The 22,551-nt window shown below is 71.6% G+C and carries 20 protein-coding genes; 12 read left to right on the top strand and 8 right to left on the bottom strand.

Annotation, left to right across the window (positions count from 1 at the left end; translation table 11 throughout):
• Positions 1-274 precede the first annotated feature (274 nt).
• The 5 genes from OOJ98_RS12290 to OOJ98_RS12270 all read left to right on the top strand — a co-directional run bounded on the left by OOJ98_RS12290 (position 275) and on the right by OOJ98_RS12270 (position 6,942).
• Positions 275-2,059 (top strand): M4 family metallopeptidase, encoded by a 1,785-nt coding sequence (locus OOJ98_RS12290; protein ID WP_267054678.1) that lies wholly within the window; start codon positions 275-277, stop codon positions 2,057-2,059.
• 134 nt (positions 2,060-2,193) lie between these two features.
• Positions 2,194-3,753 (top strand): PQQ-binding-like beta-propeller repeat protein, encoded by a 1,560-nt coding sequence (locus OOJ98_RS12285; RefSeq protein ID WP_267054677.1) that lies wholly within the window; start codon positions 2,194-2,196, stop codon positions 3,751-3,753.
• A gap of 143 nt (positions 3,754-3,896) precedes the next feature.
• On the top strand, positions 3,897-4,100 hold the full coding sequence (locus tag OOJ98_RS12280) for a hypothetical protein (RefSeq protein ID WP_267055659.1): 204 nt from the start codon (positions 3,897-3,899) through the stop codon (positions 4,098-4,100).
• 130 nt (positions 4,101-4,230) lie between these two features.
• Positions 4,231-5,739, top strand: coding sequence for an MFS transporter (locus OOJ98_RS12275; RefSeq protein WP_267054676.1), 1,509 nt, complete (start codon positions 4,231-4,233; stop codon positions 5,737-5,739).
• Positions 5,740-5,988: 249 nt separating this feature from the next.
• Entirely contained in the window at positions 5,989-6,942 is a 954-nt protein-coding gene (locus OOJ98_RS12270) for an NAD-dependent epimerase/dehydratase family protein (protein WP_267054675.1), read from the top strand.
• Positions 6,943-6,961: 19 nt separating this feature from the next.
• Here the strand turns inward: OOJ98_RS12270 and OOJ98_RS12265 are convergent, their stop codons facing one another.
• Complete coding sequence (locus OOJ98_RS12265; protein WP_267054674.1) at positions 6,962-7,378, bottom strand: organic hydroperoxide resistance protein; 417 nt, start codon at positions 7,376-7,378, stop codon at positions 6,962-6,964.
• Between the two features lie 134 nt (positions 7,379-7,512).
• Between OOJ98_RS12265 and OOJ98_RS12260 the strand changes: the two genes are divergently transcribed.
• The 4 genes from OOJ98_RS12260 (at position 7,513) to OOJ98_RS12245 (ending at position 9,916) form a co-directional block, all read left to right on the top strand.
• On the top strand, positions 7,513-8,022 hold the full coding sequence (locus tag OOJ98_RS12260; protein WP_267054673.1) for a MarR family winged helix-turn-helix transcriptional regulator: 510 nt from the start codon (positions 7,513-7,515) through the stop codon (positions 8,020-8,022).
• Between the two features lie 96 nt (positions 8,023-8,118).
• Positions 8,119-8,859, top strand: a complete 741-nt coding sequence (locus tag OOJ98_RS12255) for an SDR family NAD(P)-dependent oxidoreductase (RefSeq protein ID WP_267054672.1) — start codon at positions 8,119-8,121, stop codon at positions 8,857-8,859.
• Positions 8,860-8,926: 67 nt separating this feature from the next.
• Complete coding sequence (locus tag OOJ98_RS12250; protein ID WP_267054671.1) at positions 8,927-9,382, top strand: hypothetical protein; 456 nt, start codon at positions 8,927-8,929, stop codon at positions 9,380-9,382.
• Between the two features lie 66 nt (positions 9,383-9,448).
• Complete coding sequence (locus OOJ98_RS12245) at positions 9,449-9,916, top strand: hypothetical protein (protein WP_267055616.1); 468 nt, start codon at positions 9,449-9,451, stop codon at positions 9,914-9,916.
• 24 nt (positions 9,917-9,940) lie between these two features.
• On the opposite strand, the gene OOJ98_RS12240 is transcribed toward OOJ98_RS12245, so the two are convergent.
• Positions 9,941-10,975, bottom strand: a complete 1,035-nt coding sequence (locus OOJ98_RS12240) for a methyltransferase (protein ID WP_267054670.1) — start codon at positions 10,973-10,975, stop codon at positions 9,941-9,943.
• Between the two features lie 181 nt (positions 10,976-11,156).
• Between OOJ98_RS12240 and OOJ98_RS12235 the strand changes: the two genes are divergently transcribed.
• A complete protein-coding gene (locus OOJ98_RS12235; RefSeq protein WP_267054669.1) occupies positions 11,157-11,558 on the top strand; it encodes a PPOX class F420-dependent oxidoreductase in 402 nt (133 codons plus the stop codon).
• A gap of 44 nt (positions 11,559-11,602) precedes the next feature.
• On the opposite strand, the gene OOJ98_RS12230 is transcribed toward OOJ98_RS12235, so the two are convergent.
• Entirely contained in the window at positions 11,603-12,760 is a 1,158-nt protein-coding gene (locus OOJ98_RS12230) for a hypothetical protein (protein WP_267054668.1), read from the bottom strand.
• A 92-nt stretch (positions 12,761-12,852) separates the two neighbouring features.
• Positions 12,853-15,081, bottom strand: coding sequence for an RICIN domain-containing protein (locus OOJ98_RS12225; RefSeq protein ID WP_267054667.1), 2,229 nt, complete (start codon positions 15,079-15,081; stop codon positions 12,853-12,855).
• A gap of 237 nt (positions 15,082-15,318) precedes the next feature.
• On the opposite strand from OOJ98_RS12225, the gene OOJ98_RS12220 reads away from it, so the two are divergent.
• Entirely contained in the window at positions 15,319-15,849 is a 531-nt protein-coding gene (locus OOJ98_RS12220; protein WP_267054666.1) for a hypothetical protein, read from the top strand.
• A gap of 21 nt (positions 15,850-15,870) precedes the next feature.
• Here the strand turns inward: OOJ98_RS12220 and OOJ98_RS12215 are convergent, their stop codons facing one another.
• On the bottom strand, positions 15,871-17,088 hold the full coding sequence (locus tag OOJ98_RS12215; protein ID WP_267054665.1) for a PLP-dependent aspartate aminotransferase family protein: 1,218 nt from the start codon (positions 17,086-17,088) through the stop codon (positions 15,871-15,873).
• Between the two features lie 59 nt (positions 17,089-17,147).
• Here OOJ98_RS12215 and OOJ98_RS12210 point away from each other — a divergent pair, with 59 nt between their 5' ends.
• Complete coding sequence (locus OOJ98_RS12210; RefSeq protein ID WP_267054664.1) at positions 17,148-17,621, top strand: Lrp/AsnC family transcriptional regulator; 474 nt, start codon at positions 17,148-17,150, stop codon at positions 17,619-17,621.
• Between the two features lie 52 nt (positions 17,622-17,673).
• Here the strand turns inward: OOJ98_RS12210 and OOJ98_RS12205 are convergent, their stop codons facing one another.
• The 3 genes from OOJ98_RS12205 to OOJ98_RS12195 all read right to left on the bottom strand — a co-directional run bounded on the left by OOJ98_RS12205 (position 17,674) and on the right by OOJ98_RS12195 (position 22,354).
• Complete coding sequence (locus OOJ98_RS12205) at positions 17,674-19,257, bottom strand: GMC family oxidoreductase (RefSeq protein ID WP_267054663.1); 1,584 nt, start codon at positions 19,255-19,257, stop codon at positions 17,674-17,676.
• A complete protein-coding gene (locus OOJ98_RS12200) occupies positions 19,238-20,779 on the bottom strand; it encodes an APC family permease (RefSeq protein WP_267054662.1) in 1,542 nt (513 codons plus the stop codon). Before OOJ98_RS12200 ends, OOJ98_RS12205 begins: the two co-directional genes overlap by 20 nt.
• 87 nt (positions 20,780-20,866) lie before the next feature.
• Complete coding sequence (locus tag OOJ98_RS12195) at positions 20,867-22,354, bottom strand: aldehyde dehydrogenase family protein (protein WP_267054661.1); 1,488 nt, start codon at positions 22,352-22,354, stop codon at positions 20,867-20,869.
• Positions 22,355-22,551: the final 197 nt, after the last annotated feature.

The raw sequence follows: 22,551 nt of genomic DNA, 5'->3' as shown, positions 1-22,551 counted from the left end.
CAAGGAAGCCGCGCCGACGAGGCAACCATTCTGTTCGATCGCTCATCTGTGCCGGTGGACGGGGGGTTTGGACACCTTCCGGCCATCCAAGTACGGACCATTTGTTAAATCTGGGTTCCAGGGGCACAGAAACTCGATCATCCCCCTTTACATGTTCATGCCAGGCATAGCAGGGTTCCGGCCAGGACCTCACGGTCCCCACGGTGCACAACAGCACCGTGTGTACGGGTGGTTGTTGAGCCGACCACCCCCGCACCTCTAAGGACCCCCCACCGTGCGTACACCCCACATACGCAGCCTGGCGATATCCCTGGCCGTCACCACGGCCATCACCATCACGGCGGGAGGCGGGGCCACGGCCTTCGCCGCACCCACCGCCCAGGGGGCCACCGCCCCCGCCGCGAGCGCCGGTTTCCAGCCGGTGATCGACGCGGCCCGCACCGCCGCCGTCGCCCACGCCTCGGCCACCGGGGTCGGCAAGGACGACACGCTTCAGGCCACCGACGTACTGGTCGACCCGGACGGCAAGCAGCACGTCCGCTTCGTCCGCTCGCACCGCGGACTCCCCGTCCTCGGCGGCGACCTGGTCATCCACCTCGACAAGAGATCCGCCTACACCGGCGTGACGCGCGCCCTGCGCGGCCAGGTCGCCGTGGCCACCACCAGCGCCAAGGTGACGGCCGCACAGGCGAAGGCGAAGGCCGCCGCCACCGCCAAGGGCACCGCCGGCTCCGCCCAGCTCGTGGTGGACGCCCGCGCCGGACGCACCGCGCTCGCTTACCAGATCCAGGTCACCAACAGCTCCACCGCCGAGTCCGGCGCCCGCACCGTGGTCGTCGACGCGGCCAGCGGCGCCGTCCTCAGCAACACCCCGGCCGGCGACTCCTTCATCTCACCCACCGTCCAGGACAAGCTCCGCAAGAGCGGCCAGAAGCTCACCCCGGCGCTGGGCACCTCGTCACCCGCCCCCTTCGCCGGCTCCAAGGCGACCGGCTTCCCCGCGGCGGCCAACGGCACCGGTGCCTCCCTGTTCGTCGGCAGCGTGCCGCTGACCACCACCCAGACCGCGAAGAGCGCCTTCACCCTGAAGGACCCGAGCCGCGGCCAGACCGAGACCCGGGACGCCGGCGGCCAGGAACTCGACCAGTTCTCCGGCGGCAAGGCGTTCACCAGCACCACCAACCGCTGGGGCACCGGCAAGACCAGCAACCGCGCCACCGTCGCCGTCGACGCGCAGTACGGGATCACCAGCACCCTCGACTTCTACAAGAAGACCCTGGGCCGCAACGGCATCAAGAACGACGGCGCGGGCGCCCACGCGCTGGTGCACTTCGGCAACAAGGTCGGCAACGCCTTCTGGTCCTCCGACTGCGGCTGCATGCTCTACGGCGACGGCGACGGACAGACCTTCGCCCAGCCCCTGGTGGTCCTCGACGTCACCGGCCACGAGCTCACCCACGGCGTCGTGGACGCCACGGCGAACCTCCAGCCGACGCGTGTCGACGCCAACGACAACCAGTTCGGCGAGCCCGGCGCGCTGAACGAGTCGCTCGCCGACATCTTCGGCAGCAACGTCGAATTCGCCACCAACAACCCCAACAACCCGCCGAACTACCTGATGGGCGAGAAGCTCGGGCTCCAGCAGAAGTTCCTGCGCCGCCTGGACAAGCCGTCCCTCGACAAGCTCGAAGGCACCGTCGACTACTGGTCGAAGGCGTCGTACGACACCGAGGTCCACGCCGGTTCCGGCGTCTCCTCGCACGCGTACTACCTGCTGGCCGAGGGCAGCGGCAAGAAGACCATCAACGGCGTGGCCTACGACTCGCCGACGTACGACGGTTCGACGGTGACCGGCATCGGCCGGGACAAGGCGACGGCGATCTTCTACCGGGCCCTCACCCGGTACATGGTCTCCACCACCGACTTCCACGACGCCCGCACCGCCACGCTGAGCGCCGCCGCCGACCTGTACGGCGCGACCAGCACCGAGTACAAGACGGTCGACAAGGCCTGGGCCGCCGTCAACGTGACCCCGGCGAACGCTCCCGCCGGACACTGATCCACCCCGTCGCTGCCGCCCCGCCGACCGCGGGGCGGCAGTGCCGTGCCCGGCGCAGGGGGGCGCCGACGTGACCGTACGCCGGTGCCGGAAAGCCACTCCTCAGGAGGGGGCCCGCCCGTCACACTGATCGCATGAGCGCACGCGACTCCGGTGAACTGCCCGACGCCCAGGGCCACATGGGATCCTTCGGCCCCGCCGGTCCCCAGTGGTCCCCGGCCGCTCCGGTGACACCCGGCCGGCGCATCGGATCCCGGCACCCGATGCGGCTGGTCCTCGCGGCGGTGGCGACGGGGCTCGTCCTCGTCGGCGGCGGTGTGCTGTTCGCACTCGACGGGGGGTCCGGGCACGGAAAGCCGTCCGCGCACTCCCCCGCGACCGCCCCGCCGTCCGCTTCTCCCTCCGTCGACCAGGGGGACGGCAAGGGCACGGGTGAGGGAGGCGCCGCCTACGACCCGAACGCGGGCATCGCGGCCGGCGAGTCACCGGTGTGGCTGCGCGAGAACGAGACCGCGCTCACCCAGCAGGGCGCCGAGCAGTTCGGACCGTGGCGGGCCGGCGACGTGGTGGCCAGGGCGATGTACAAGGAGGTCACCGGCTACGGCGCGGGCGACGGGAAGGACCGCTGGAAGCTCACCTTCGACACCCCGCTGTGCGGTGTGCCGCACGCCCCCTCCGCCCAGAACAAACTGGTGGTGGGGCTCCTGGCGAGCAACATCAAGGGCGCCCACTGCACGATCCTGCAGCAGATCGACCTCGCCACCGGCACGGCGGGCTGGAAGACGGTCAGGAACGAGGCGCCGTCGGGAGGTTCGGCGCTCACCCTCACCATGGCGATCTCCGGCGACACCGTCGCGGTCGCGTGGAACGGCGGCGCGACCGGCTACTCCGTCGCCGACGGCCACAAGCTCTACGACGTGGCACGCAGCGACCGTTGCAGCCCCCAGGCCTTCGCGGGCGGCGCCAGACTCATCAGTGCGGGCTACTGCTTCGACGCCGGCGATCCCCACGGCCGGCCGGGCGACCTGCTCCAGGAGCTCGACCCCGCGACGGGCAAGCCCCGCTGGAGTTACCAGTACGACAAGGAGTGGCGCATCGGCCAGGTCCTCTCCGTGGACCCGCTGGTCGTCACCGCGCTCCCCACCGAGGGAAAGTCCTGGCAGATCCTCGCCTTCACCGCCGACGGCAAACTCCGCTCCCGCAGTGTGCCGGCGTTCCAGACCGCCAGTGTGTGCAGCGGCTACGGACAGAGCCTCGACCAGTTGCAGAGCTGCTACGGCGCGGTGGCCGACGCCGGGACCCTGTACATCGCCGCCGACGGCACCGGAACGGACGTGACCCGGGACGCCGACGGCACCCAGGTCGTCGCCGTCGATCTGGACACCGGCAAGGAGAAGTGGCGCGCGAACCCGGACCCGGGCCGCAAGGTGCGGCCCCTCGCCGTGGAGGACGGCAAGGTGGTGGTCTACCTGGACGCCGGTCCCCGGCTGCCGGCGGCGGTCGCGGTCCTTGCCCCGGCCGGAGGCACCCCGCAGGTGTTCCTGCGCAGTCCCGTGGCGTCCGCCGACGCCGAACGCGCCCTCTACGCCCCGAAACCCGCCTGGGCGCAGGGGCGCCTGTTCCTGCTCAACAAGCGCGTGCAGACGTCCAGGCCCGACCACCGGGTGCACGCCCTGCTGTCCTTCGGCCGGTAGCGGGCCGGGCGGGCCACCCCCATCGGCGGGCGTTCGGCATGCGACGGCGGGACACCGGTGTCAGGGTCGAAGGGCCGGGGCACACCCGGCCGCCCCGCGCCCGCGTCCGAGGGACGCGGGCCGAGTCCGCAGAGGAGTCACCCGTGCGCCATCGCATCGTTGCCGAACCGCTTCCCGACGGCGTGCTCAAGGAATGGCACATGGTCCGCGGCGCAGAGGAACAGACCATGTGCGGACGCGAGCTGGTCGAGGGCGCGCAGGAACAGTCCGAGGACGCGTGGGGAACCGACCGCGCCCACCCGTTCTGCCACACGTGCGGGGCGCTGTACCTGCGCGAGACGCCGTAGGCGGCCACGCGAGCTCCGGCCGGGCGCGCGTCCCCGACGGGGGCGGCGCCCGCGGGGAGTATGAGGGGTGCGCGCCGGGGTACTCGCGTCCGGCAGATGCGGTTCGGATCGCGGCGGCAGGAGGCAGTTCATGAGCGGTACGGTGCAGGGCCCCGGGCCGGAGCCACGAACCATCACGACCTCCGTGCCGGCCAGGCTCGACCGGCTCCCCTGGTCGCGCTGGCACTGGATGATCGTGATCGGCCTCGGCACCGTGTGGATCCTGGACGGCCTCGAAGTCACCGTCGTCGGGAACATCGCGAGCCGGCTCTCCGAGGACGGCAGCGGCCTCGCCATCACGGACGCCCAGGTCACCGGCTTGGGCGCCGCGCTGTATGTGGCGGGCGCCTGCTGCGGGGCGCTGTTCTTCGGCTGGCTGACCGACCGGTTCGGCCGCAAGAAGCTGTTCCTCGTCACCCTGGCGGTGTATCTCGCCGCGACCGCGATGACCGCGCTGTCCTTCACCGCGTGGTGGTTCTTCCTGTTCCGCTTCCTCACGGGCTTCGGCATCGGCGGTGAGTACGCGGCCATCAACTCGGCCATCGACGAGCTGATCCCGAGCAAGTACCGAGGCCGGGTGGACCTCATCATCAACGGGAGCTACTGGCTGGGCGCGATGGGCGGGGCGCTGCTCTCGGTCCTCGCCCTCAACACGGACATCCTGCCGAAGAACATCGGCTGGCGGCTCACCTTCGCCCTGGGGGTGGTCCTCGGCCTGGTGATCCTGCTGGTGCGCCGACACGTGCCCGAGAGCCCGCGGTGGATGTTCATCCACGGCCGCGAGGAGGGTGCGGAGGAGCTGCTCGACGAGGTCGAGCACACGGTGGAGGAGGAGAAGGGCGAACGGCTGCCGGAGCCGGGGAGTTCCATCACCATCGAGCAGCGCACCAGCGTGGGCTTCCTGGAGATCGCCCGGACCCTGTTCCGCGCGTACCCCAAGCGTGCCGTGCTGGGCTTCTCCCTCTTCATCGGGCAGGCGTTCCTGTACAACGCGATCACGTTCGGGTTCAGCTCGATCCTGGTGAAGTTCTTCGACGTGTCGAGCGGGACCACCGGCTACTTCTTCGCCGTGATCGCCTTCGGCAACTTCCTGGGCCCGCTCTTCCTGGGCAAACTCTTCGACACGGTCGGCCGGCGCAGGATGATCGCCGGGACGTATGTGCTCTCGGGTCTGCTGCTCTTCGTCACCGCGTGGCTCTTCGGGCAGGGGTGGCTCGACGCGACCACCATGACGGTGTGCTGGTGCGTGGTGCTGTTCTTCGCGTCGGCGGGTGCCAGTTCGGCGTATCTGACGGTGAGCGAGATCTTCCCGATGGAGACGCGGGCGATGGCGATCGCCTTCTTCTACGCCATCGGGACGGCGGCGGGCGGCATCTCGGGCCCGCTGGTCTTCTCGGCGCTGACGTCCAGCGGTGTGGTGGGTGACGCCGTCCTCGCGTTCAGCATCGGCGCCGCCCTGATGACGGCGGCCGGTGTGGTGGCCGCGTTCCTCGCGGTCGACGCGGAGGGCAAGTCCCTCGAGGACATCGCGGCGCCGCTCTCGTCGCGGGCGGCCGCGAAGGGTGACGCCGCGACACCTCCGGCGGCGCCCGCGGGGTGAGACGGGCCGTCCGCTTCCGGCGAAGTGGGCGGCGACGACGACGAGTTGGGCGGCGGGCATGAGCTCGCCGCCCTTCGTCGTGTCCGGGCGGCGGGCGCCGGGTCGCGGCTCGCCGCGCTGCGCAGCGTCCCGGCGGCAGAACCGACAGCCCTTGCGTGAGCTGTTAGCTAGCGTTACAGTCTCTAACTAACGGCACGGCACATAACAACGCCGGGCGCGAAGGCGTTCCGGCCGACGAAGGGCACCTCCATGACGCACAACGACAGCACCCTGCATGTGGTCCTCGGCGCGGGTCCGGCCGGCACGACGCTCGCCACCGAACTCGCCCACCGCGGCCACCCGGTCCGCCTCGTCGACCGGTCGGGCACAGGGGCCGCCATCACCGGCGTCGACCGCGTCAAGGGCGACGTCGGCACCCCCGAAGGGGCCGCGGCGGCCGTCGCGGGAGCGGGGGTCGTCTACCACTGTGTGAACGTCGCCTACCACCTCCAGGTCGACGTGATGCCCCGGATCCAGGAGGCCGTACTGAGCGCCGTGGAGGCCGAGGGGGCGCGCCTGGTCGTCCTCGACACGCTCTACCCGTACGGCGAGACCCACGGCGACGTCATGACCGAGGACTCGCCGTGGCGCGCCACCACCCTCAAGGGCAGGATGCGCGCGGAGCTGGACGAGAAGTACCTCGCCGCACACCGCGAGGGCCGCGCCCGTGTGGTGCTCGGGCGGTCCGCCGACTTCGTCGGGCCCGGGGTCCTCAACTCCACCCTCGGCGGGGCCGTCTTCCCCGCGGCGCTGACCGGCGGCGAGGTGCTGACCCTCGGCGACATCGATCTGCCGCACAGCTTCACCGACATCCGCGCGGTGGCCGCCGGCCTCGCCACGCTCGGCGAGAGCCCGCGGGGCGACGGCCGTGTCTGGCACCTGCCCACCGCGCCCACCCTCACCACCCGCGAGGTGCTCGGGATGATCGAGGACCGCGTCGGCGGCCCGCTGAAGATCGTCACGCTCGACGAGCTGCGCCCCTTCGGGCCGTTCGACCAGGTCTTCGTGGACGCGTACGCCGAGATGTTCTACCAGCACACCGAGCCGCAGATCATGCACTCGGGCGCCTTCGAGGCCGCGTTCGCCGTCGAGCCCGTGGCGATGGGCGACACCCTCGACGCCACCCTGGCGTGGTACCGCGGCCTGCTGGCCGAGCATGCGTGAACCGTGGCACCCGGGTCCGCTACTCGATGACGATCTCGAACGGGATGTTGCCGCGGGTCGCCTTCGAGTAGGGGCAGGCCGCGTGGGTGAGCTCGACCAGCTTGGCGCCGCTCTCCCCGTCCAGGTGCTCGGGGAGCTCGACGCGCATGACGACGCCGATGCCGAAGCCGCCGTCGGCGGGGTCCTTGCCGATCCCGACCTCGGCGGTCACCGAGACGTCCTTGACGTCGAGCTTCAGCTGACGGGCGACGGAGCCCATGGCGCTGGCGAAACAGGCCGCGTATCCGGCGGCGAAGAGCTGCTCGGGGTTGGTGCCCTGCCCGTTGCCGCCGAGGGCGGGCGGGAAGGCGAGCGGAAGGTCGAGCTGACCGTCGGAGCTGACGGTGCGGCCCTCACGGCCGTTGGCGGTGGCCACCGCGGTGTAGAGCGCGTCCATGGGAATCGGTTCCTCTCGTGTCCGTCCGTACGGAGTCGGTGCGCTCCGTACGGGGAAGCCTCGGCTGCCCGGAACCAACTGTTGCACACAATTAAGTTGTGCACAACTGAATCGCGCGGTGTTAGCCTGGGCGCATGGTGACCAAGCCCCCCGCCCGCCCGCACGACGAGGACTATCTGCGGCTCGACCTCCAGCTCTGCTTCTCGCTGCACGCGGCGTCGCGCGCCTTCAACGGCGTCTACCGCACGCTCCTGAAGGACCTGGGTCTGACCTATCCGCAGTACCTGGTGATGCTGACGCTCTGGGAGCACGGCGAGCTGACCGTCAAGCGCATCGGCGAGAAGCTGCGGCTCGACTCGGGCACCCTGTCGCCGCTGCTCAAGCGCCTCGAATCGGCGGGCCTCGTCGAACGGCACCGCAGCCGGACCGACGAGCGCTCGGTCACCATCCGCCTCACCGCACAGGGCACGGCGCTCCGCGCACGCGCCCGCTCCGTGCCGCACCGCATCGCCGACGCCGTCGATCTCCCCCCGGAGGACTTCCAGACCCTGCGCACCCTGCTCGCCACCCTGACCGAGGGGCTCGACGCCGCGCAGGCGCCGTCGGCGGCCGGCGGCGACGGGCCGGTCTGCGCCGGGGAGTGACCCTTGCGGGGGGGGCGCCCCGCCCCTCCCCGCCGGCCGTGCGGTAGGACATGAGGTCACAAGATCAACGGCATCGACCAGCGCGGGAGGCAGCACGTGGCACGTCCGGTCACCATCGTCACAGGGGGCAGCAGGGGCATCGGGGCGGCGTCCTGCGTCCGGCTCGCGGCCGACGGGCACGACATCGCCCTCGGGTACCTCAGCAACGACGACGCCGCGCACGAGGTCGCCGAGACGGTGCGCGAGACCGGGGCCCGCTGTATCACGGTGCGGTGCGACACCTCTCAAGAGGCCGACGTGGAGCGGCTCTTCGACGCCGCGGGCGCCGAACTCGGCGCGGTGAGCGGGCTGGTCAACAACGCCGGGGTCACCGGACCGCTCGGCCGTCTCACCGAAGCCCGCACCGAGGACCTGCGCCGGGTGATGGACGTCAACGTCCTCGGCTACCTCCTGTGCTGCCGCCGGGCCGCACGCGACATGGCCGCGCTCGGCGGCGGCGCCATCGTCAACATCTCCTCCGCCGCGGCCACCCTGGGCAGCCCCGGCGACTACGTGCACTACGCCGCGTCGAAGGCGGCCACCGACGCCCTGACGATCGGCCTGTCCAAGGAGCTCGGCCCGGACGGCATCCGGGTCAACGCGGTCGCGCCGGGCATCATCGACACGGACATGCACGCCACGATGGGCGACCCGGGGCGCCCGGCACGGGCCGCGGCCGCGATCCCGCTGGGCCGCGCCGGCGAGGCGTCCGAGATCGCCGCCGCCGTCGCCTGGCTCCTCTCGCCCGACTCCTCGTACACCACCGGCGCGATCCTGCGGGTCTCCGGCGGCCGGTGACCGCCCGCCCCCGCGCTCGACACGACGGGGCAACCATCGGCATGCTGAACGGTCAGGGAGGTGGACGATGGCCGAGGGCGCGACGAGCGGACCGTTCGAACCGGCCACGGGCGACGGCCCCGCCGTATCCGGCGCGGACCGTGAGGCCGCCGTCGGGGCCGCCTTCGACGGGCTGCTGCGCATCCGCCGGGTGATGGGCGGGCCCGGCACCACGGTCCCGGCCCCGTGGGAGCGGCTCCAGCCGGTGCGGGCGGTCGCCATCGCCCTGGAGGCCGCGGGGATCGAGCCGTCCGCCGTCGACGGCGCGGGAGTCCGTGGCGCCACGGGCTACCGCGTCGGCGCCGCCGAGCGGCCCGGGAGCGTCCGCGTGGAGTGGCTCGGGCCGCCCGGCAGCGGCGCCGAGTACGCGGCGAACGAGTCGCTCCAACGGTGCGCCACCGCGCTGCGGCCGCTCGGATGGGTGGCTCTCGCCTACCGCGGGCCGCGCCGCCACCACTACCTCGAAGTCGAGCCCGCCGGGTGAATGAGACCGGTTGGCGCACCACCCGCCCCTCCCGCTACAGTGCGAATCTTGTTCGAACACATGGGGATGTGGGGGGGTGGCGTGAGCGCACAACTGCGGGACACCGCAGGGGAGTTGGCCGGTCTGCTGTGGCGGGAGCACACCCTGTACCGCGAACGGTCGGGCGGCGTGGTCATCCGCGGGGCCCATGTGGAGCGGTGGATCAGCCTCTCCCCCACCGGCGGCAAGGACCAGGTGCTGATCCGCGCGGGCCGGATCCTCCACGGGGGCACCACCGCCCCGGCCCGCTCCGAAGCGGTGGCCAGTCTCACCCTCGGCACCGGTGAACTCGCCCTGATCTGCCGCAGGTTGCTCGCCGACACCGCCGCGGGCACGGCGCCCCGCGCCGACGGGGTGCGCGGCGCGCGGCCCGCCCGGCGCCCCGGGAAGGCCGCGCGCACCGGCCGGCACACCGGCATCGCCTCCTGGATCGTCATCCTCGCCGTCGCCTCGCTCGTCGCTCTGTTCCTCCGCGATCTGGTGGCGAGCCAGTGACGACGGTGACGCGGCCGGGGCCCGTCACACGGCTTCGGCCTCCAGGATCGAGGGCAGCGACGGGGTGGCCAGGACCCGGTTCAGCCGGAACCCGGACCGGGTGAACAGCTCCTCGAACTCCTTGGCCGTACGCTCCCTCCCGGTCACCAGCATCATCATCACGATGTCCAGCTCCACCGCGGGATGCGGATCTCCGTTGTCCGGCAGCACCGAGTCGACCACGAGGAGCCGCGCGCCCGGCGCCGCCGCCCTGCGGATCGACGCCAGGATGCGCAGGCACTCCTCGTCGCTCCAGTCGTGCAGGATGCGCTTGAGCAGGTAGAGGTCGCCCCCTCGGGGCACCTCCGAGAAGAAGTCGCCGCCGCGCACGCTCCAGCGTCCCCTCACCTCCTCGGTGTCCAGGAGGTGGTCGGACACCGTGTCGGGGAGGTCGAACAGGACCCCGGTGAGGGCCGGTTGGCTGCACAGCACGGTGTGCAGGAACCCGCCGCGGCCACCGCCCACGTCGATCACGGTTCCGGCGGCGGGGAAGGGATAGCTCTCCACGACGAGGTCGTCGGTGCGGCGGGACATCGAGGCCATCCCCGAGTCGAAGAGCTCGCGCTGCTCGGGCGAGACGGCCAGGTGGTCGAAGAACGAGACGTGGTAGGCGGCTTCGAAGGACGTCTTGCCGGTCCGCACGGCGTCCGGGATGCCGTCGGCGGCCCGCCGGAACATCTCGTCCGTGAGCAGCAGGGCCGCCGTGTGCTGCGAGCCCCGCACGTCGGTACGCAGCGCCCGGCCCGCCTCGGTGAGGCCGAAGGCGCCCTCCGCGTCCTGGGTGAACAGCCCGTGCATCGCGAGCAGCCGCAGGACCCGCCGGAGCATCCCGGCGTCCAGGCCGCCGTCGGCGGCGAGCCGCTCCGCCGTGCGGGGCCCGTCGGCGAGCCGGTCGGCGATGCGGTGCTCGGCCACCGCCCGCACCGCGGCCGAGTGGATGTGGCCGTACAGCAGCTGGTTCAGCACGGAGGGCGTGAACTGGTCGGTGGGGCCGGTCGGCCGGTCCGAGCTGGTCGCCAAGGGTCCGCTCCTGTCATCGCGAAAGGGGTCCCCGCCATGGTCGCAGTGCGCGGAGCGTGGCGCTGGGGGATCACCGGGGCGCGAGGGGGTCAAGTCGCCTTCCGGTCACGCCGTGTCGCGGGAGGCGACCTCACCTGCTACAAAAGCCCTTCCACCGCTTCACGACCTTGGGGATGGCGTCATGAGTGCCGATGTCCTGGACCGGCTCAGTGCCGGCAAGTACCTGCTCGTCACGACGTACAAGAGGGACGGCACGGGTGTCCCCACCCCGGTATGGGTGGTCCGGGACGGTGACACCCTCATGGTGTGGACGGTCGCCGACTCCTGGAAGGTCAAACGCATCCGCAACCGGGCCGATGTGCTGGTCACGCCGTGCGATGTGCGCGGCAATCCGACCGGCGAACCGCACCCGGCGACCGCGGAGATCTGCGACGCCGCCACGACCGCCGCGTGCCGGACGCTGCTCGCCCGCAAGTACGGGGTGCTCGGCCGGCTCACCCTGCTGGGCAGCAGGGTGCGGCGCGGCACGAGCGGCACCGTGGCGCTGCGCATCACGCTGGACGCGCGGCCGGACCGGCCCTAGGCGGTCCGGTCCGGTCACCGGGCAGCCCGCGGGAAGAGGGGCCTTCACAGGGCTACGGCGGTGGTGGGCGCCGTGTCGTGCAGGACCTGCTGCGCGCGGGCGGTCACCGTCCGGGTGAAGGCGTCGAGCGCGTCGAGGCCGGCGGTGCCGCCGTCGTCGTCGGAGACGATGACCCGCACCACGATGCTCCCGCAGCGGGCCACCGAGAGTCCCTGCGATACGCGCGCATCACTGCCGGGAACGGTGCCGGACATGGTGACGGCCGATGACTCGTCCCCGTAGGACGGCAGAGTCGCCTGCTTCACCTGCTTCACGTCGTTGCTGTCGGCGTTCTCGGCCTCCACTCCCACGAACCCCTCGGTGGCCGCGGCCACCGAGGGGTAGGCCAGGACCTCGACGTTCACCCTGCTGTACTCGGCACCGGGACCCGGGGCGTATTCCGACTGCAGGTCGAGAACCGAGCCCGTGGCGCAGACCTGGTGGGGCTGCCGGTCCTTCGAGATACCGACACGGCCGCGGCGGCACTGTTGCGTCGTGGGCGAGCCGCTCGCGACGGCCCATCCCTGCGGCAGGCTCGCCGCGTCCGGGAGGATCTGCCGGACCTTCGCCGCGTCTCCCACGGCCGGGGCGCCGGCATCCGACGTGCTGGAGGTCGCGCCGGAAGGCGTTGCCGCGGGGGATTTCGCGTCGGACGACGGCATGTCCGTCGCGTGCGGGGAGTCGTCGCCGGTGAGCAACTGCACGCCTCCGTAGAGGCCCAGGGCCAGCAGCGCGACCAGCAGGGCGGCGGCCCCGGTGAGGGACACGCGGGCGGCGCGTGTATTGGTGATGGTCAGCGGGCCCAGGGAGATCTGGCTGTTCCGTACCTTGCTGCCGCCGCCGATGACGATGCTGCCGGTGTACTGCGGGCCGACCGTGTGCGCGGGTGGCGCGCTGGGCGGCGGACCGGCCAGCGCTGCGGCCATGCGGGTCCGGAACTCGGGATCGGCGGCCAGCGCTTCCCGGATCGCCTCCTGCAACCCGGCGGCAGCCGACGTGTCCGCGGGGTCGGCGGCGACCCCGTCCAGCGCGGCGCGGCCGTCCTCGGACGTACCCAGCCGCGTCCGGACGAGGTCGCCCACCGCCCGGCCCGCCTCGTTCCCCGCCGCCGTGGCCGCCCCCGTGGCCAGGCTGGTCAGTACCTGTACGGCGGATAACGCCATGCTCCCTGCCACATCCATGTGACACCCCCCAGCCGTCGGACCCCGAGACAACCACAGCCCCGGGCGTCGGCGCCAGAAGGCCACGACATCGACTAGGGACCCGAGACGAGGTCGGCCACGTTGCTCGCCGAGTTGGACGGCCCTCCCTCGGAGTTGATGACATGGCTGATGGTTCCGGTGCCGCCGAGGGAGACCGTCACCATGTCGTGGAAGCGGACTCCGGGCGCGGTGGGGGCCTCGAAGGCGTGGTCGGCCACCACGGAGGGGTCGGCGCTGAAGTAGCAGTAGCTGCCGAGGCCCCAGGCCTCGTGGCTGGTCACGCCCGGCGCGACCTTGTAGGCGTCGTAGCCGCGCGTCGAGCCGTTCATCCAGGAGCCCTGGCCCGGCGGGTCGTAGGGCATCTCGTTCTGGAAGAAGTAGGTGCGGCCGCCGTTGCCGTTCCAGACGACCTGGTGCTGCTGGTAGTGCTCCACGAACAGGCCGTACAGGGTGACGTCCGTGCCGTTGACGGTCAGGCCGTTGGCGGCGGTGTTGCTGGTCCAGCCGACGCCGCTGCCGTGGTCGGCGCGCCACAGCCACATGTGGTCGCCGATCACGTCGGAGCTGTTGACGACGAGGCTCTGGGTCGCCTTGCCGACGCCCGCGCCGCCGATGCGGAAGAACACGTCGTGCAGTGAGACCGGGTCCGCGCCGTGCCGGGCGCTCGCCCCGTTCTGCCCGATCCGCATCAGGGTCGCGGAGTTGGTGGTGCCGGCGTCGATGAGCAGTCCGGCGAGGTTCACCCCGTCGACGTCGGCCACGTTCATCGCGGTGATGCCGTTGTCGGGGACCAGGGTGGCGAGTCCGAGTCCGAGCACCACGGTGTCGGCCCGGTTCACGTTCAGGGTCTGGTCGAGGTGGTAGACACCGGGCGTGAACAGGAGGTTCTTGCCCTGGGCGAGTGCCTGGTTGATGTCGGTCGCGGTGGCGCCGGGCTTCACGATGAAGAAGGTGTCGATCCCGAGCGAGCTCCCGCTCTGGCTGCCGCCCGACCAGGACGTGCCCTGGGTGTTGGTCCGCAGGGCCGGCACGAACACCTTGTAGGCGCCCGCGCCGTCCACGTACAGGAAGGGCTTCTCACGGGTCACGGGTGACTGGGCGACCGTGGTGTAGGGCGGGCTGGGGAAGGTGGTGGCGGGCGCGTTGACGTCGCCGACGAAGACCATGTTCCAGTTGGAGCCGGACCAGCTGCCCCACTGGGTGTTGCGCGAGAGCCACTGCTGCTGCGACCCGGAGCGGACCTGTCCGTCGACCTTCGAGTCGGCGATGAAGCCGCCGCTCGACCAGCCGCCGTCGTCGAGCTGGAGGTTGCCGCGTACGTGCATGCGGCGGTAGGGGGCGGCCTGTGAGACGGCCCAGCGGTCGCTGCCGCCGGTGGGGTTGACGGAGAGGTTCTCCGCGGAGCGCCAGAAGTTCTGGGTGGCGTTGCCCTGGAACCAGTCGGCCTCGGCGTGCACGGCGCCGTTGATGGTGACATCGTCCGGGGAGAGGCCGAGCCCCGCGACCTGGGTGTAGAAGCCCACGTTGGCGTCGGCGCTGTAGGTGCCGGGCTTGAAGAGCAGCGCGTAGCGCTCCGCGCCGAACTGGTTCTTCTCCTGCTGGGCGAAGACCTGGTTGAGCCGGTTCTGGATGGTGGAGGCCGGCATGGAGGGGTCGAAGACCGTGACGTTGGGCCCGAAGTCCGGGGTTCCGGCCGGGGGTTGGGGACCGTCCGCCGCGTCGAGGCCGAAGGACTGGGCCGCGCTGCCGTTGCAGGCGTACTGCTGCATGCGGGCGCCGTCGGCGGTCGAGGCGCTCGGCACGTCCAGGCACTTGCCGCTGTTGCGGTTCACGAAGTGGTAGGTGCCCGCGGCCTCCTGGACCGGGAGCCACTGCTGGTTGGCTCCGCCGCCGTACGTCCACAGCTGGAGCGGCGCGGAGTCGGCGGTGGAGACGTCGGTGACGTCCCACACCTTGCTCGCGTCGTTGCGGTTGGCGACGCGGACGTATCCGTCGCCCGTCGTCTGGAACTGCCACTGCTGTGCGGCGCTCGCGTTGCAGGCGTACTGCTGGACGGCCGTGCCGTCGGCGGTGCCCGCGGCGGCCGCGTCGACGCACTTGCCGCTGTTCCTCGCGGCCACGGTGACCCAGCCCGTGGGCAGGGCGGCGGCCTGCGCGGCGGGGGCGAGGGCGGTCGCCGAGACGAGGGAGGCGAGCAGGGCGCCCAGGGCGAGGAGCGGGGCGGGGCGGGCAGGTCGGACTCTGTGGCGCGGGGGCCTTGCGGGGGTGCCGGGAATTCTCATACGTCTCTCCAGTACCGCGGCATGCACGGAGTAAGTGGGGGGTGTACAGGAGGAGTTACGTGGTGCGCGAGGGCGTCCTGGGCGACGCGTGGGGTTCACGCCTTTCTTCAAGGTGTGAAGTTAGGAGGGCACGGCGAGCCCGTCAAGAGTTCAGGTACAGAAGAAGTCCGGGTGCGCGCGACCGTCGGCTGATAGCTTGACGCGTCCGGAAATTGCGCAGCAAGGGGACGATCAGCAGTGCACAGGTTCTTGCGTACCACCGGCCTCGCCTCCCTCGGGCTGGCCGCCGCCCTTCTCGCCGGGGGGTGCAGCAGCGGCGGCTCGGACAAGGCGTCGGACAAGGCGTCGGACAAGCCGTCCGGCAGCCCGTCGGCCACCGCGCCGGGCCGGGCCCCGGCCACGAACACCCCACCGCCCGCAGCGACTTCGGGCGGATCCGGCGCTTCGGCCGCGCCCGGCGGCAAGGCGAGCACCCGGCCCGGCGCCGGCGCGCCCGCGGCCGCCGCTCTCGACGGCAACTGGGTGGCGGTGACCCAGAACAAGCCGGTCGCCCTCGTCATCAAGGGCGGGAACGCGGCCGTCCTCGGCGAGCACCAGTGCAGCGGAACGACGAGCAGCGCCGCCGGATCGGCGACGCTGCATCTCACCTGCAAGGACGGGAACACCAGCCGCACCCGGGGCACGGCCAGGCTCAACGGTGCCAAGCTGGAGGTCAGTTGGGCCGGATTCGGCAAGGACGAGTTCACCCGGAACAAGACCGGCGGCTGACCCCCTGGGCGCCCGCGCCCCTCACGCGTCGGCGAACTCCGCCTCCGTCGCCGGGTGCAGGACCCGAACTCCCTTGGTGGGCAAGGGTGTTGCGAGCGAATCGCCCAGCGCCCGGTCCAGATCGCGCCACAGGTCCTCGACGTCTTCGAGCCCCACCGACATGCGCAGCAGCTGTTCGCTGACGCCCGAGGCGGTGCGGTCGTCCTCGGGCACGATGCGGTGGCTGATCGAGGCGGGGTGCTGGATGAGGGTGTCGACGCTGCCGAGGCTGACCGCGGGCGTGATCAGGCGTACCCGGGCGATCACCTCGTGCGGGTCGGCGAGCGTCTCGAAGGCCACCATCGCGCCGCCCACCTTCGGATAGTGGACGCGCAGCACCCGCGGATCGGCGCCGAGGCGGGCCACCAGTTCGGCGGCGGTCGCCGAGGCCGCCCGCACGCGCACCGGCAGGGTCGACAGGCCCCGCAGGAGCAGGTAGCCGGCGAGCGGGTGCAGGACGCCGCCGGTGGCGAAGCGGATCTGGCGCAGCCGGCGGGCGAAGGCCTCGTCGCAGGCGACGACTCCCCCGAGGACATCGCCGTGCCCGCCGAGGTACTTGGTCGCGCTGTGCAGGACGAGCCGGGCGCCGCTCCGGACGGGGCGCTGGAGCACCGGCGTCGCGAAGGTGTTGTCGACGAGGAGCGGCACCGCGCCGCAGGCATCGGCGAGCGCCTCCAGGTCCACCTCGGCGAGCGTCGGGTTGGCGGGGCTCTCCACCATGACGAGGGCGGTGTCGGGCCGGATCGCGTCCGCGACGTCCTCCGGGTCGGCCCAGGTGACCTCGGTGCCGAGCAGCCCCGCGGTCAGGAGGTGGTCGCTGCATCCGTACAGGGGGCGTACGGCGACGACGTGGCGCCGGCCCGTGGCGTGCTGGGCGAGCAGGACGGCGGAGAGCGCGGCCATGCCGCTGGCGAAGGCGACGGCGGACTCGGTGCCCTCCAGGGTGGCGAGCGCCGACTCGAAGCGGGCGACGGTCGGGTTGCCGAGCCGGCCGTAGACGGGCGGCCCCTCGGGGGCCTCGCCGGTGGCGGCGAAGGCGTCGATCCTGGCCGCCTCGCCCCTGCTGTCGTACGAGGGGTAGGTGGTGGACAGGTCGATCGGCGGGGCGTGCAGTCCGAGGCCGGCGAGGTCTTCGCGGCCCGCGTGCACGGCGAGGGTGTCCACGGCTCTGGCGTCCACGGGTGTGGTGTCGGCGTCCATGGGGCCACTGTGAACACTCCCCGGGCCCCCGGCCCCACACTCCGTGTTACGTTCGGGCCATGGCCGAATCCGTCGTACTTGACCCGGTGGATCTGCACATTCTGCGGCTCCTGCAGAACGATGCACGCACGACCTACCGCGATCTGGCCGCCGAGGTGGGGGTGGCGCCCTCGACCTGCCTGGACCGGGTCGCGCGGCTGCGCCGCTGCGGGGTGATCCTCGGCTATCAGCTGCGCGTCGATCCGGCGAAGCTGGGGCGGGGCCTCCAGGCGCTCCTGTCGGTGCAGGTGCGTCCCCATCGGCGCGATCTGATCGGCCCGTTCGTGGAGCGGGTCAGGGCGCTCCCGGAGTCCCGTTCGCTGTTCCATCTGACCGGGCCCGACGACTATCTGGTGCATGTGACCGTCGCGGACACCGCGGACCTTCAGCGGCTCGTCCTGGACGAGTTCACCTCACGGCCCGAGGTGGCGCGGGTGGAGACCCGGCTGATCTTCCAGCAGTGGGAGTGCGGGCCGCTGCTACCCCCGTCCTAGGACCGGTCCCGGGCTCCCCGCGCGGGAGGGCCCGGAACCGGTCGGCGGGATGTCAGCGCGCGTCGGCCTTCAGCAGGTCGGCGCACTTCTCGCCGATCGCCATCGTGGTGATGCACGGGTTGACCGTGACGAGTTCCGGCATGACCGAGCCGTCGCAGACCCGCAGCCCGTCGATGCCCTTGACCCGCAGCCGGGCGTCGACCGGCGCCATGACGTCGTCGTCGGCGCCCATCTTCACGGTGGACGCGGGGTGGTAGACGGTGTTGTGGGTCTTGCGGATGTAGTCGAGCAGCTCGTCGTCGGTGCGTACGTCGGGCCCCGGGGCCAGCTCGGCGCCGGCCCAGCCGCTCAGGGCGGGCTGCGCCGCGATCTCGCGGGCCAGCTTGAGCCCGTACGTCATGACCCGCTCGTCGTGCTCGTGCGTGAAGTAGCGCGGGTCGACCATCGGCTTGTCGCGGTAGTCGCGGGTCCGCAGGCGGACGGTGCCGCGCGACTTGGCCTGCGTCACGTTGGGGGTGAGGCAGAACGCGTTCTCGGTGGTCGGATAGCCGTAGCGGGCGGTGTTCATGTCGAACGGCACCTGGCCGTAGTGGAACATCAGGTCGGGGCGGGCGAGGCCCGGTTCGGTGTCGGCGAAGATGCCGATCTCCCACCACTGGGTGGAGGCCGTCGTCATGGGCTGCTTGGCCTCCCACATGATGACGCCCTCGGGGTGGTCCTGGAGGTTCTCGCCGACACCGGGGGCGTCGACCAGGACGTCCACACCGACCTCGCGCAGGTGCGCGGCCGGTCCGATGCCCGACAGCATGAGCAGCTTGGGGGTGTCGATCGAGCCGCACGACACGATGACCTCGCGCCGCGCGGTGACGGTACGGGTGTGGATGAGGTCCGGGTCGAGGTACTCGGCGCCGGTGCAGCGGCGGTCGCCGTCGATGACGAGCTTCTTGGCGCGGACCCCGGTGCGCACGACGAGGTTGGGCCGCTTGTCCATGACGGGGTGGAGGTAGGCCACCGAGGAGGACTGGCGGGTGTTGTTCTCGTCGGAATTGATCTGGAACCAGTTGGCGCCCCGGACCACGGTCCTGGCGTCGTTGAACTGCGTGGTGGGGATGCCCTGTTGGGCACACGCTTCGAGCAGCGCGGCGCCGCAGGGGTCGTTCGACTTGACGTTCCTGATCTTCACCGGGCCGCTGCGGCCGTGGTGGTCGCCGGGGGCGTCGTTGGTCTCAAGCCGCTGGTAGAGCGGGAAGATGTCGGCCGCGCCCCAGCCCGAACAGCCCGCCGCCTCCCAGGCGTCGAGGTCCTCGGCGGGCGCCCAGAACGCGATGCAGGAGTTGTGCGAGGAGCAGCCGCCGAGCACCTTGGCGCGGGCGTGGCGCATGAAGCTGTTGCCGTGGGACTGCGGCTCGACCGGGTAGTCCCAGTCGTAGCCGGATTCGAGCAGGCCCATCCAGCGGTCGAGCTTGAGGACGTTGTCGTCGCCGACGTCGGAGGGCCCTGCCTCCAGGACGCAGACGGTGACGGAGGGGTCCTCGCTGAGGCGGGCCGCGACCACGTTGCCCGCCGTGCCGCCGCCGACCACGACGTAGTCGAACTCCTCGGCGGGGACGGGTGCTTCAGAGGGCTGTACGGGCATGGGTCTGCGACTCGCTTTCGTTGTCCGGTGCGGCGTGGCTCGCGAGGACGCCGGTCTTGTGGCGCTGGACGAACCAGTAGTAGGCGAAGCCGCCGAGCAGGACGGCTCCGACGAAGAGGAAGGCGCCCCAGCGCAGGTACCAGTGGTAGGGCGCGGCGGCGTTGTAGACCTCGGGGCGCGGCCAGGCCAGGTTGATGGTCATCGCCCCGCCCCACAGCACGCCGACGATGTTCACCGGCAGTCCCCAGCGGCCGAGCGAGAACTTGCCGTCGCCGGCCGGGGTCCACTTGCCGCGCAGCCGGGCGACCAGCATGGGCAGGGTGACCAGCAGGTAGGCGACGTAGATCATGATGATGCCGATGCTGGTCACCACCGAGAAGATCTGCGGCTGGCGGATGTTCACCAGGAGGATCGCCAGGGCGAGGACGCCGATGACGACGGCGGGCAGCACCGGGGTCTGGAAGCGCGGGCTGACCTTCGCCATGAGGGACGCGGCGGGCAGGTTGTTGTCCCGGGACATCGCGAACGCGAGGCGGATGGCGGCGGTGTGCACGGCGAGCGCGCACACGGTGACCGCGATCAGGACGCACCAGAGCATGAGCTTGCCGCCGGTGTCGCCGAGCACGTCGAGCACCACGTACTGGAGGCCGTCGGTGGTGATGCCCTTGCCGTCGAGGCTGGAGACGCTCATCAGGGCGAGGATCAGGATCAGGCCGCCGAGCACGAACGAGGCGAGCAGGGCCCGCAGGATCGCGCGCGGCGCGTTGCGGGACGGGTCGACGGACTCCTCGCCGAGCGAGGCCGCGGTGTCGAAGCCGTACATGACGTAGGCGGAGGCGAGGGCGGCGGTGAGGAAGGCGCCCATGTAGCCGAAGCCGCCGCTGCCGCCGTGGCCGTGGGTGTCGAGCACGACGCTCGGGCCGCGCACGACGTGGACCGCGAACAGGACGATCAGGACGACCGTGGCGACGAGTTCGAGGAAGACGCCGGCCGTGTTGATACGGGCCATCAGCTTGACGCCGAACGCGTTGACCAGGGTGGTGAAGAGGATCAGGACCGCGGCGAGGATGACGGCGTTGGTGGCGACGTCGTAGGTGCCGGTGCCGTCGCCGACGATCTGGAAGACCTTGGATATCTGCGGCAGGGTCGCCTGGTAGGCGAGGGCCACGGCGGCGATCGACACGATGGAGGCGATCAGCATCATCCAGCCGGCCAGCCAGCCGACGTGCGGTCCGCCGAGCTTCTTGGCCCAGTTGTAGACCGAGCCCGCCACGGGGTACTTGGCGGCGAGTTCGGCGAAGCACAGGGCGACCATCAACTGGCCGACGAAGACCAGGGGCCAGGACCACCAGTAGGCGGGGCCGCCGAAGCCGAAGCCGAAGTAGAACAGCTGGAAGGTGCCGGTGAGGATCGAGATGTAGCTGATGCCGGCGGCGAAGGTGTGGAAGTTGCCGAGGGTGCGCTTGAGTTCGGGTCTGTAACCGAACTCCCGCAGATCGTCGTCATCCTTCGTCATGCTCATGACCAGACTCCAAGTAGGCAGGGATTCAGGAGGGGCACGGTGCGGTGGCCGGCCGTCCGCGGGAACGGCCGGCCGGGGTTCAGCGGGTCAGCTCGCGAACCACCCCTGGGGTGCGGGGGCGGTGTTGCGCCAGATGTGCTTGGTCTCCTGGTACTCGGCCAGGCCCGCGGGGCCCAGTTCGCGCCCGGTCCCGGACTGCTTGTAGCCGCCCCACTCGGCCTGCGGGACGTACGGGTGGAAGTCGTTGATCCACACGGTGCCGAGCCGGAGCCCGGCCGCGACGCGGCGGGCCCGCGCCTCGTCGGTGGTCCACACCGCGCCGGCCAGGCCGTACACGGTGTCGTTGGCCAGCCGTACGGCCTGGTCCTCGTCGGTGAAGCGCTCGACGGTCAGGACGGGCCCGAAGGACTCGTCGGTCACCACGCTCATGCCGGCCCGGCACTCGTCGAGGATGGTCGGCGGGTAGTAGTAACCGCCTTCCAGATCAGCGGAGTTGGGACGCTCGCCGCCGCAGCGCAGCACGGCGCCCTCGGCGATGCCGGCGGCCACGTACGCCTCGACCTTGTCGCGGTGGGCGGCGGAGATCAGCGGGCCGGTCTCGGCGCGCTCGTCGAACGGGCCGCCGAGGCGGATCAGTCGGGCGCGGCGCACGAGCTCGTCGACGAAGCGGTCGTGCAGCCCGTCCTCGACCAGGAGCCGGGTGCCGGCCGAGCAGACCTGGCCGGAGTGCAGGAACACCGCGGTGAGCGCGTTGTCGACGGCCGCGTCGAAGCTCTCCTCGCTCGCCGCGACGTCGGCGAAGACGACATTGGGGTTCTTGCCGCCGAGTTCGAGCGCGGTCTTCTTCACGGTCGGCGCGGCCGCGGCCATGATCCGCCGGCCGGTCACGAGGCCGCCGGTGAAGGAGACGAGGTCGACGTCGGGGTGCTCGGCGAGCGGCGCGCCCGCTTCGGCGCCGGCGCCGAGCACCAGGTTGGCGACGCCCGCCGGAAGGCCCGCCTCCGTCAGGAGCTTCATCAGGTGGATCGCGGTGTGCGGGGTCAGCTCGCTGGGCTTGAGGACGAAGGTGTTGCCCGCGCCGATGGCGGGGGCGACCTTCCAGGCCGTCTGGAGCAGCGGGTAGTTCCACGGCGTGATCAGGCCGCAGACGCCGACCGGCTCGTGCACCACACGGCTGTCGACGACGGGGTTGCCGGTGTCGACGACGCGGCCCGCGCCCTCGGCGGCGACGAGCGTGGCGAAGTAGCGGAAGCAGTTGGCGATGTCGTCCATGTCGTAGCGGGACTCGACGATCCGCTTGCCGGTGTCCAGGGACTCGGCGCGCGCGAGGAGTTCCTTGTCGCGCGCCAACAGGTCGGCGACGCGCAGCAGCAGCGCACCGCGTTCGGCCGGGGCCGTCCTCGGCCACGGTCCGTGGTCGAAGGCGGCTCGGGCCGCGGCGATGGCGCGCTCGGTGTCCTTGGGTCCCGCCTCGTCGACGGTGGCGACGAGGGTGCCGTCGGCCGGACACCGGATCTCACGGGTCCGCCCGTCGACGGCGGCGCTCCACTGGCCGTCGATGAAAAGCTCGGGCATGGTTCGGATCCTCCGATGCGGTACTGGGACAGGGCCATCTGCGCCCCTGCCCGGCCCCGCGGGGACCATGCCGAAATAATCACCCGAAGTGACGGGCGTCACTTTGTGTGGTTCTCGCAGGTCAGAGGGGGCCCATTCGGTGACGCTCCGCCACATCTCGATCGCGGGAGATCACCCGGGGTGCTTCGCGTACGGAA

The organism is Streptomyces sp. NBC_00083 (genome assembly GCF_026343295.1).
Classification (GTDB): domain Bacteria; phylum Actinomycetota; class Actinomycetes; order Streptomycetales; family Streptomycetaceae; genus Streptomyces.
This window is presented reverse-complemented; position numbering and strand designations above follow the sequence as displayed.

Excerpts from the sequence above, each read along its gene's own strand:
- OOJ98_RS12205 (WP_267054663.1), bottom strand. The coding sequence starts at position 19,257 with ATGCCCGTACAGCCCTCTGAAGCACCCGTCCCCGCCGAGGAGTTCGAC.
- OOJ98_RS12235 (WP_267054669.1), top strand. The coding sequence starts at position 11,157 with ATGAGTGCCGATGTCCTGGACCGGCTCAGTGCCGGCAAGTACCTGCTC.
- OOJ98_RS12265 (WP_267054674.1), bottom strand. The coding sequence starts at position 7,378 with ATGGACGCGCTCTACACCGCGGTGGCCACCGCCAACGGCCGTGAGGGC.
- OOJ98_RS12200 (WP_267054662.1), bottom strand. The coding sequence starts at position 20,779 with ATGAGCATGACGAAGGATGACGACGATCTGCGGGAGTTCGGTTACAGA.
- OOJ98_RS12225 (WP_267054667.1), bottom strand. The coding sequence starts at position 15,081 with ATGAGAATTCCCGGCACCCCCGCAAGGCCCCCGCGCCACAGAGTCCGA.
- OOJ98_RS12215 (WP_267054665.1), bottom strand. The coding sequence starts at position 17,088 with ATGGACGCCGACACCACACCCGTGGACGCCAGAGCCGTGGACACCCTC.
- OOJ98_RS12250 (WP_267054671.1), top strand. The coding sequence starts at position 8,927 with ATGGCCGAGGGCGCGACGAGCGGACCGTTCGAACCGGCCACGGGCGAC.
- OOJ98_RS12260 (WP_267054673.1), top strand. The coding sequence starts at position 7,513 with ATGGTGACCAAGCCCCCCGCCCGCCCGCACGACGAGGACTATCTGCGG.
- OOJ98_RS12275 (WP_267054676.1), top strand. The coding sequence starts at position 4,231 with ATGAGCGGTACGGTGCAGGGCCCCGGGCCGGAGCCACGAACCATCACG.
- OOJ98_RS12195 (WP_267054661.1), bottom strand. The coding sequence starts at position 22,354 with ATGCCCGAGCTTTTCATCGACGGCCAGTGGAGCGCCGCCGTCGACGGG.
- OOJ98_RS12270 (WP_267054675.1), top strand. The coding sequence starts at position 5,989 with ATGACGCACAACGACAGCACCCTGCATGTGGTCCTCGGCGCGGGTCCG.
- OOJ98_RS12210 (WP_267054664.1), top strand. The coding sequence starts at position 17,148 with ATGGCCGAATCCGTCGTACTTGACCCGGTGGATCTGCACATTCTGCGG.
- OOJ98_RS12245 (WP_267055616.1), top strand. The coding sequence starts at position 9,449 with ATGTGGGGGGGTGGCGTGAGCGCACAACTGCGGGACACCGCAGGGGAG.
- OOJ98_RS12285 (WP_267054677.1), top strand. The coding sequence starts at position 2,194 with ATGAGCGCACGCGACTCCGGTGAACTGCCCGACGCCCAGGGCCACATG.
- OOJ98_RS12230 (WP_267054668.1), bottom strand. The coding sequence starts at position 12,760 with ATGGCGTTATCCGCCGTACAGGTACTGACCAGCCTGGCCACGGGGGCG.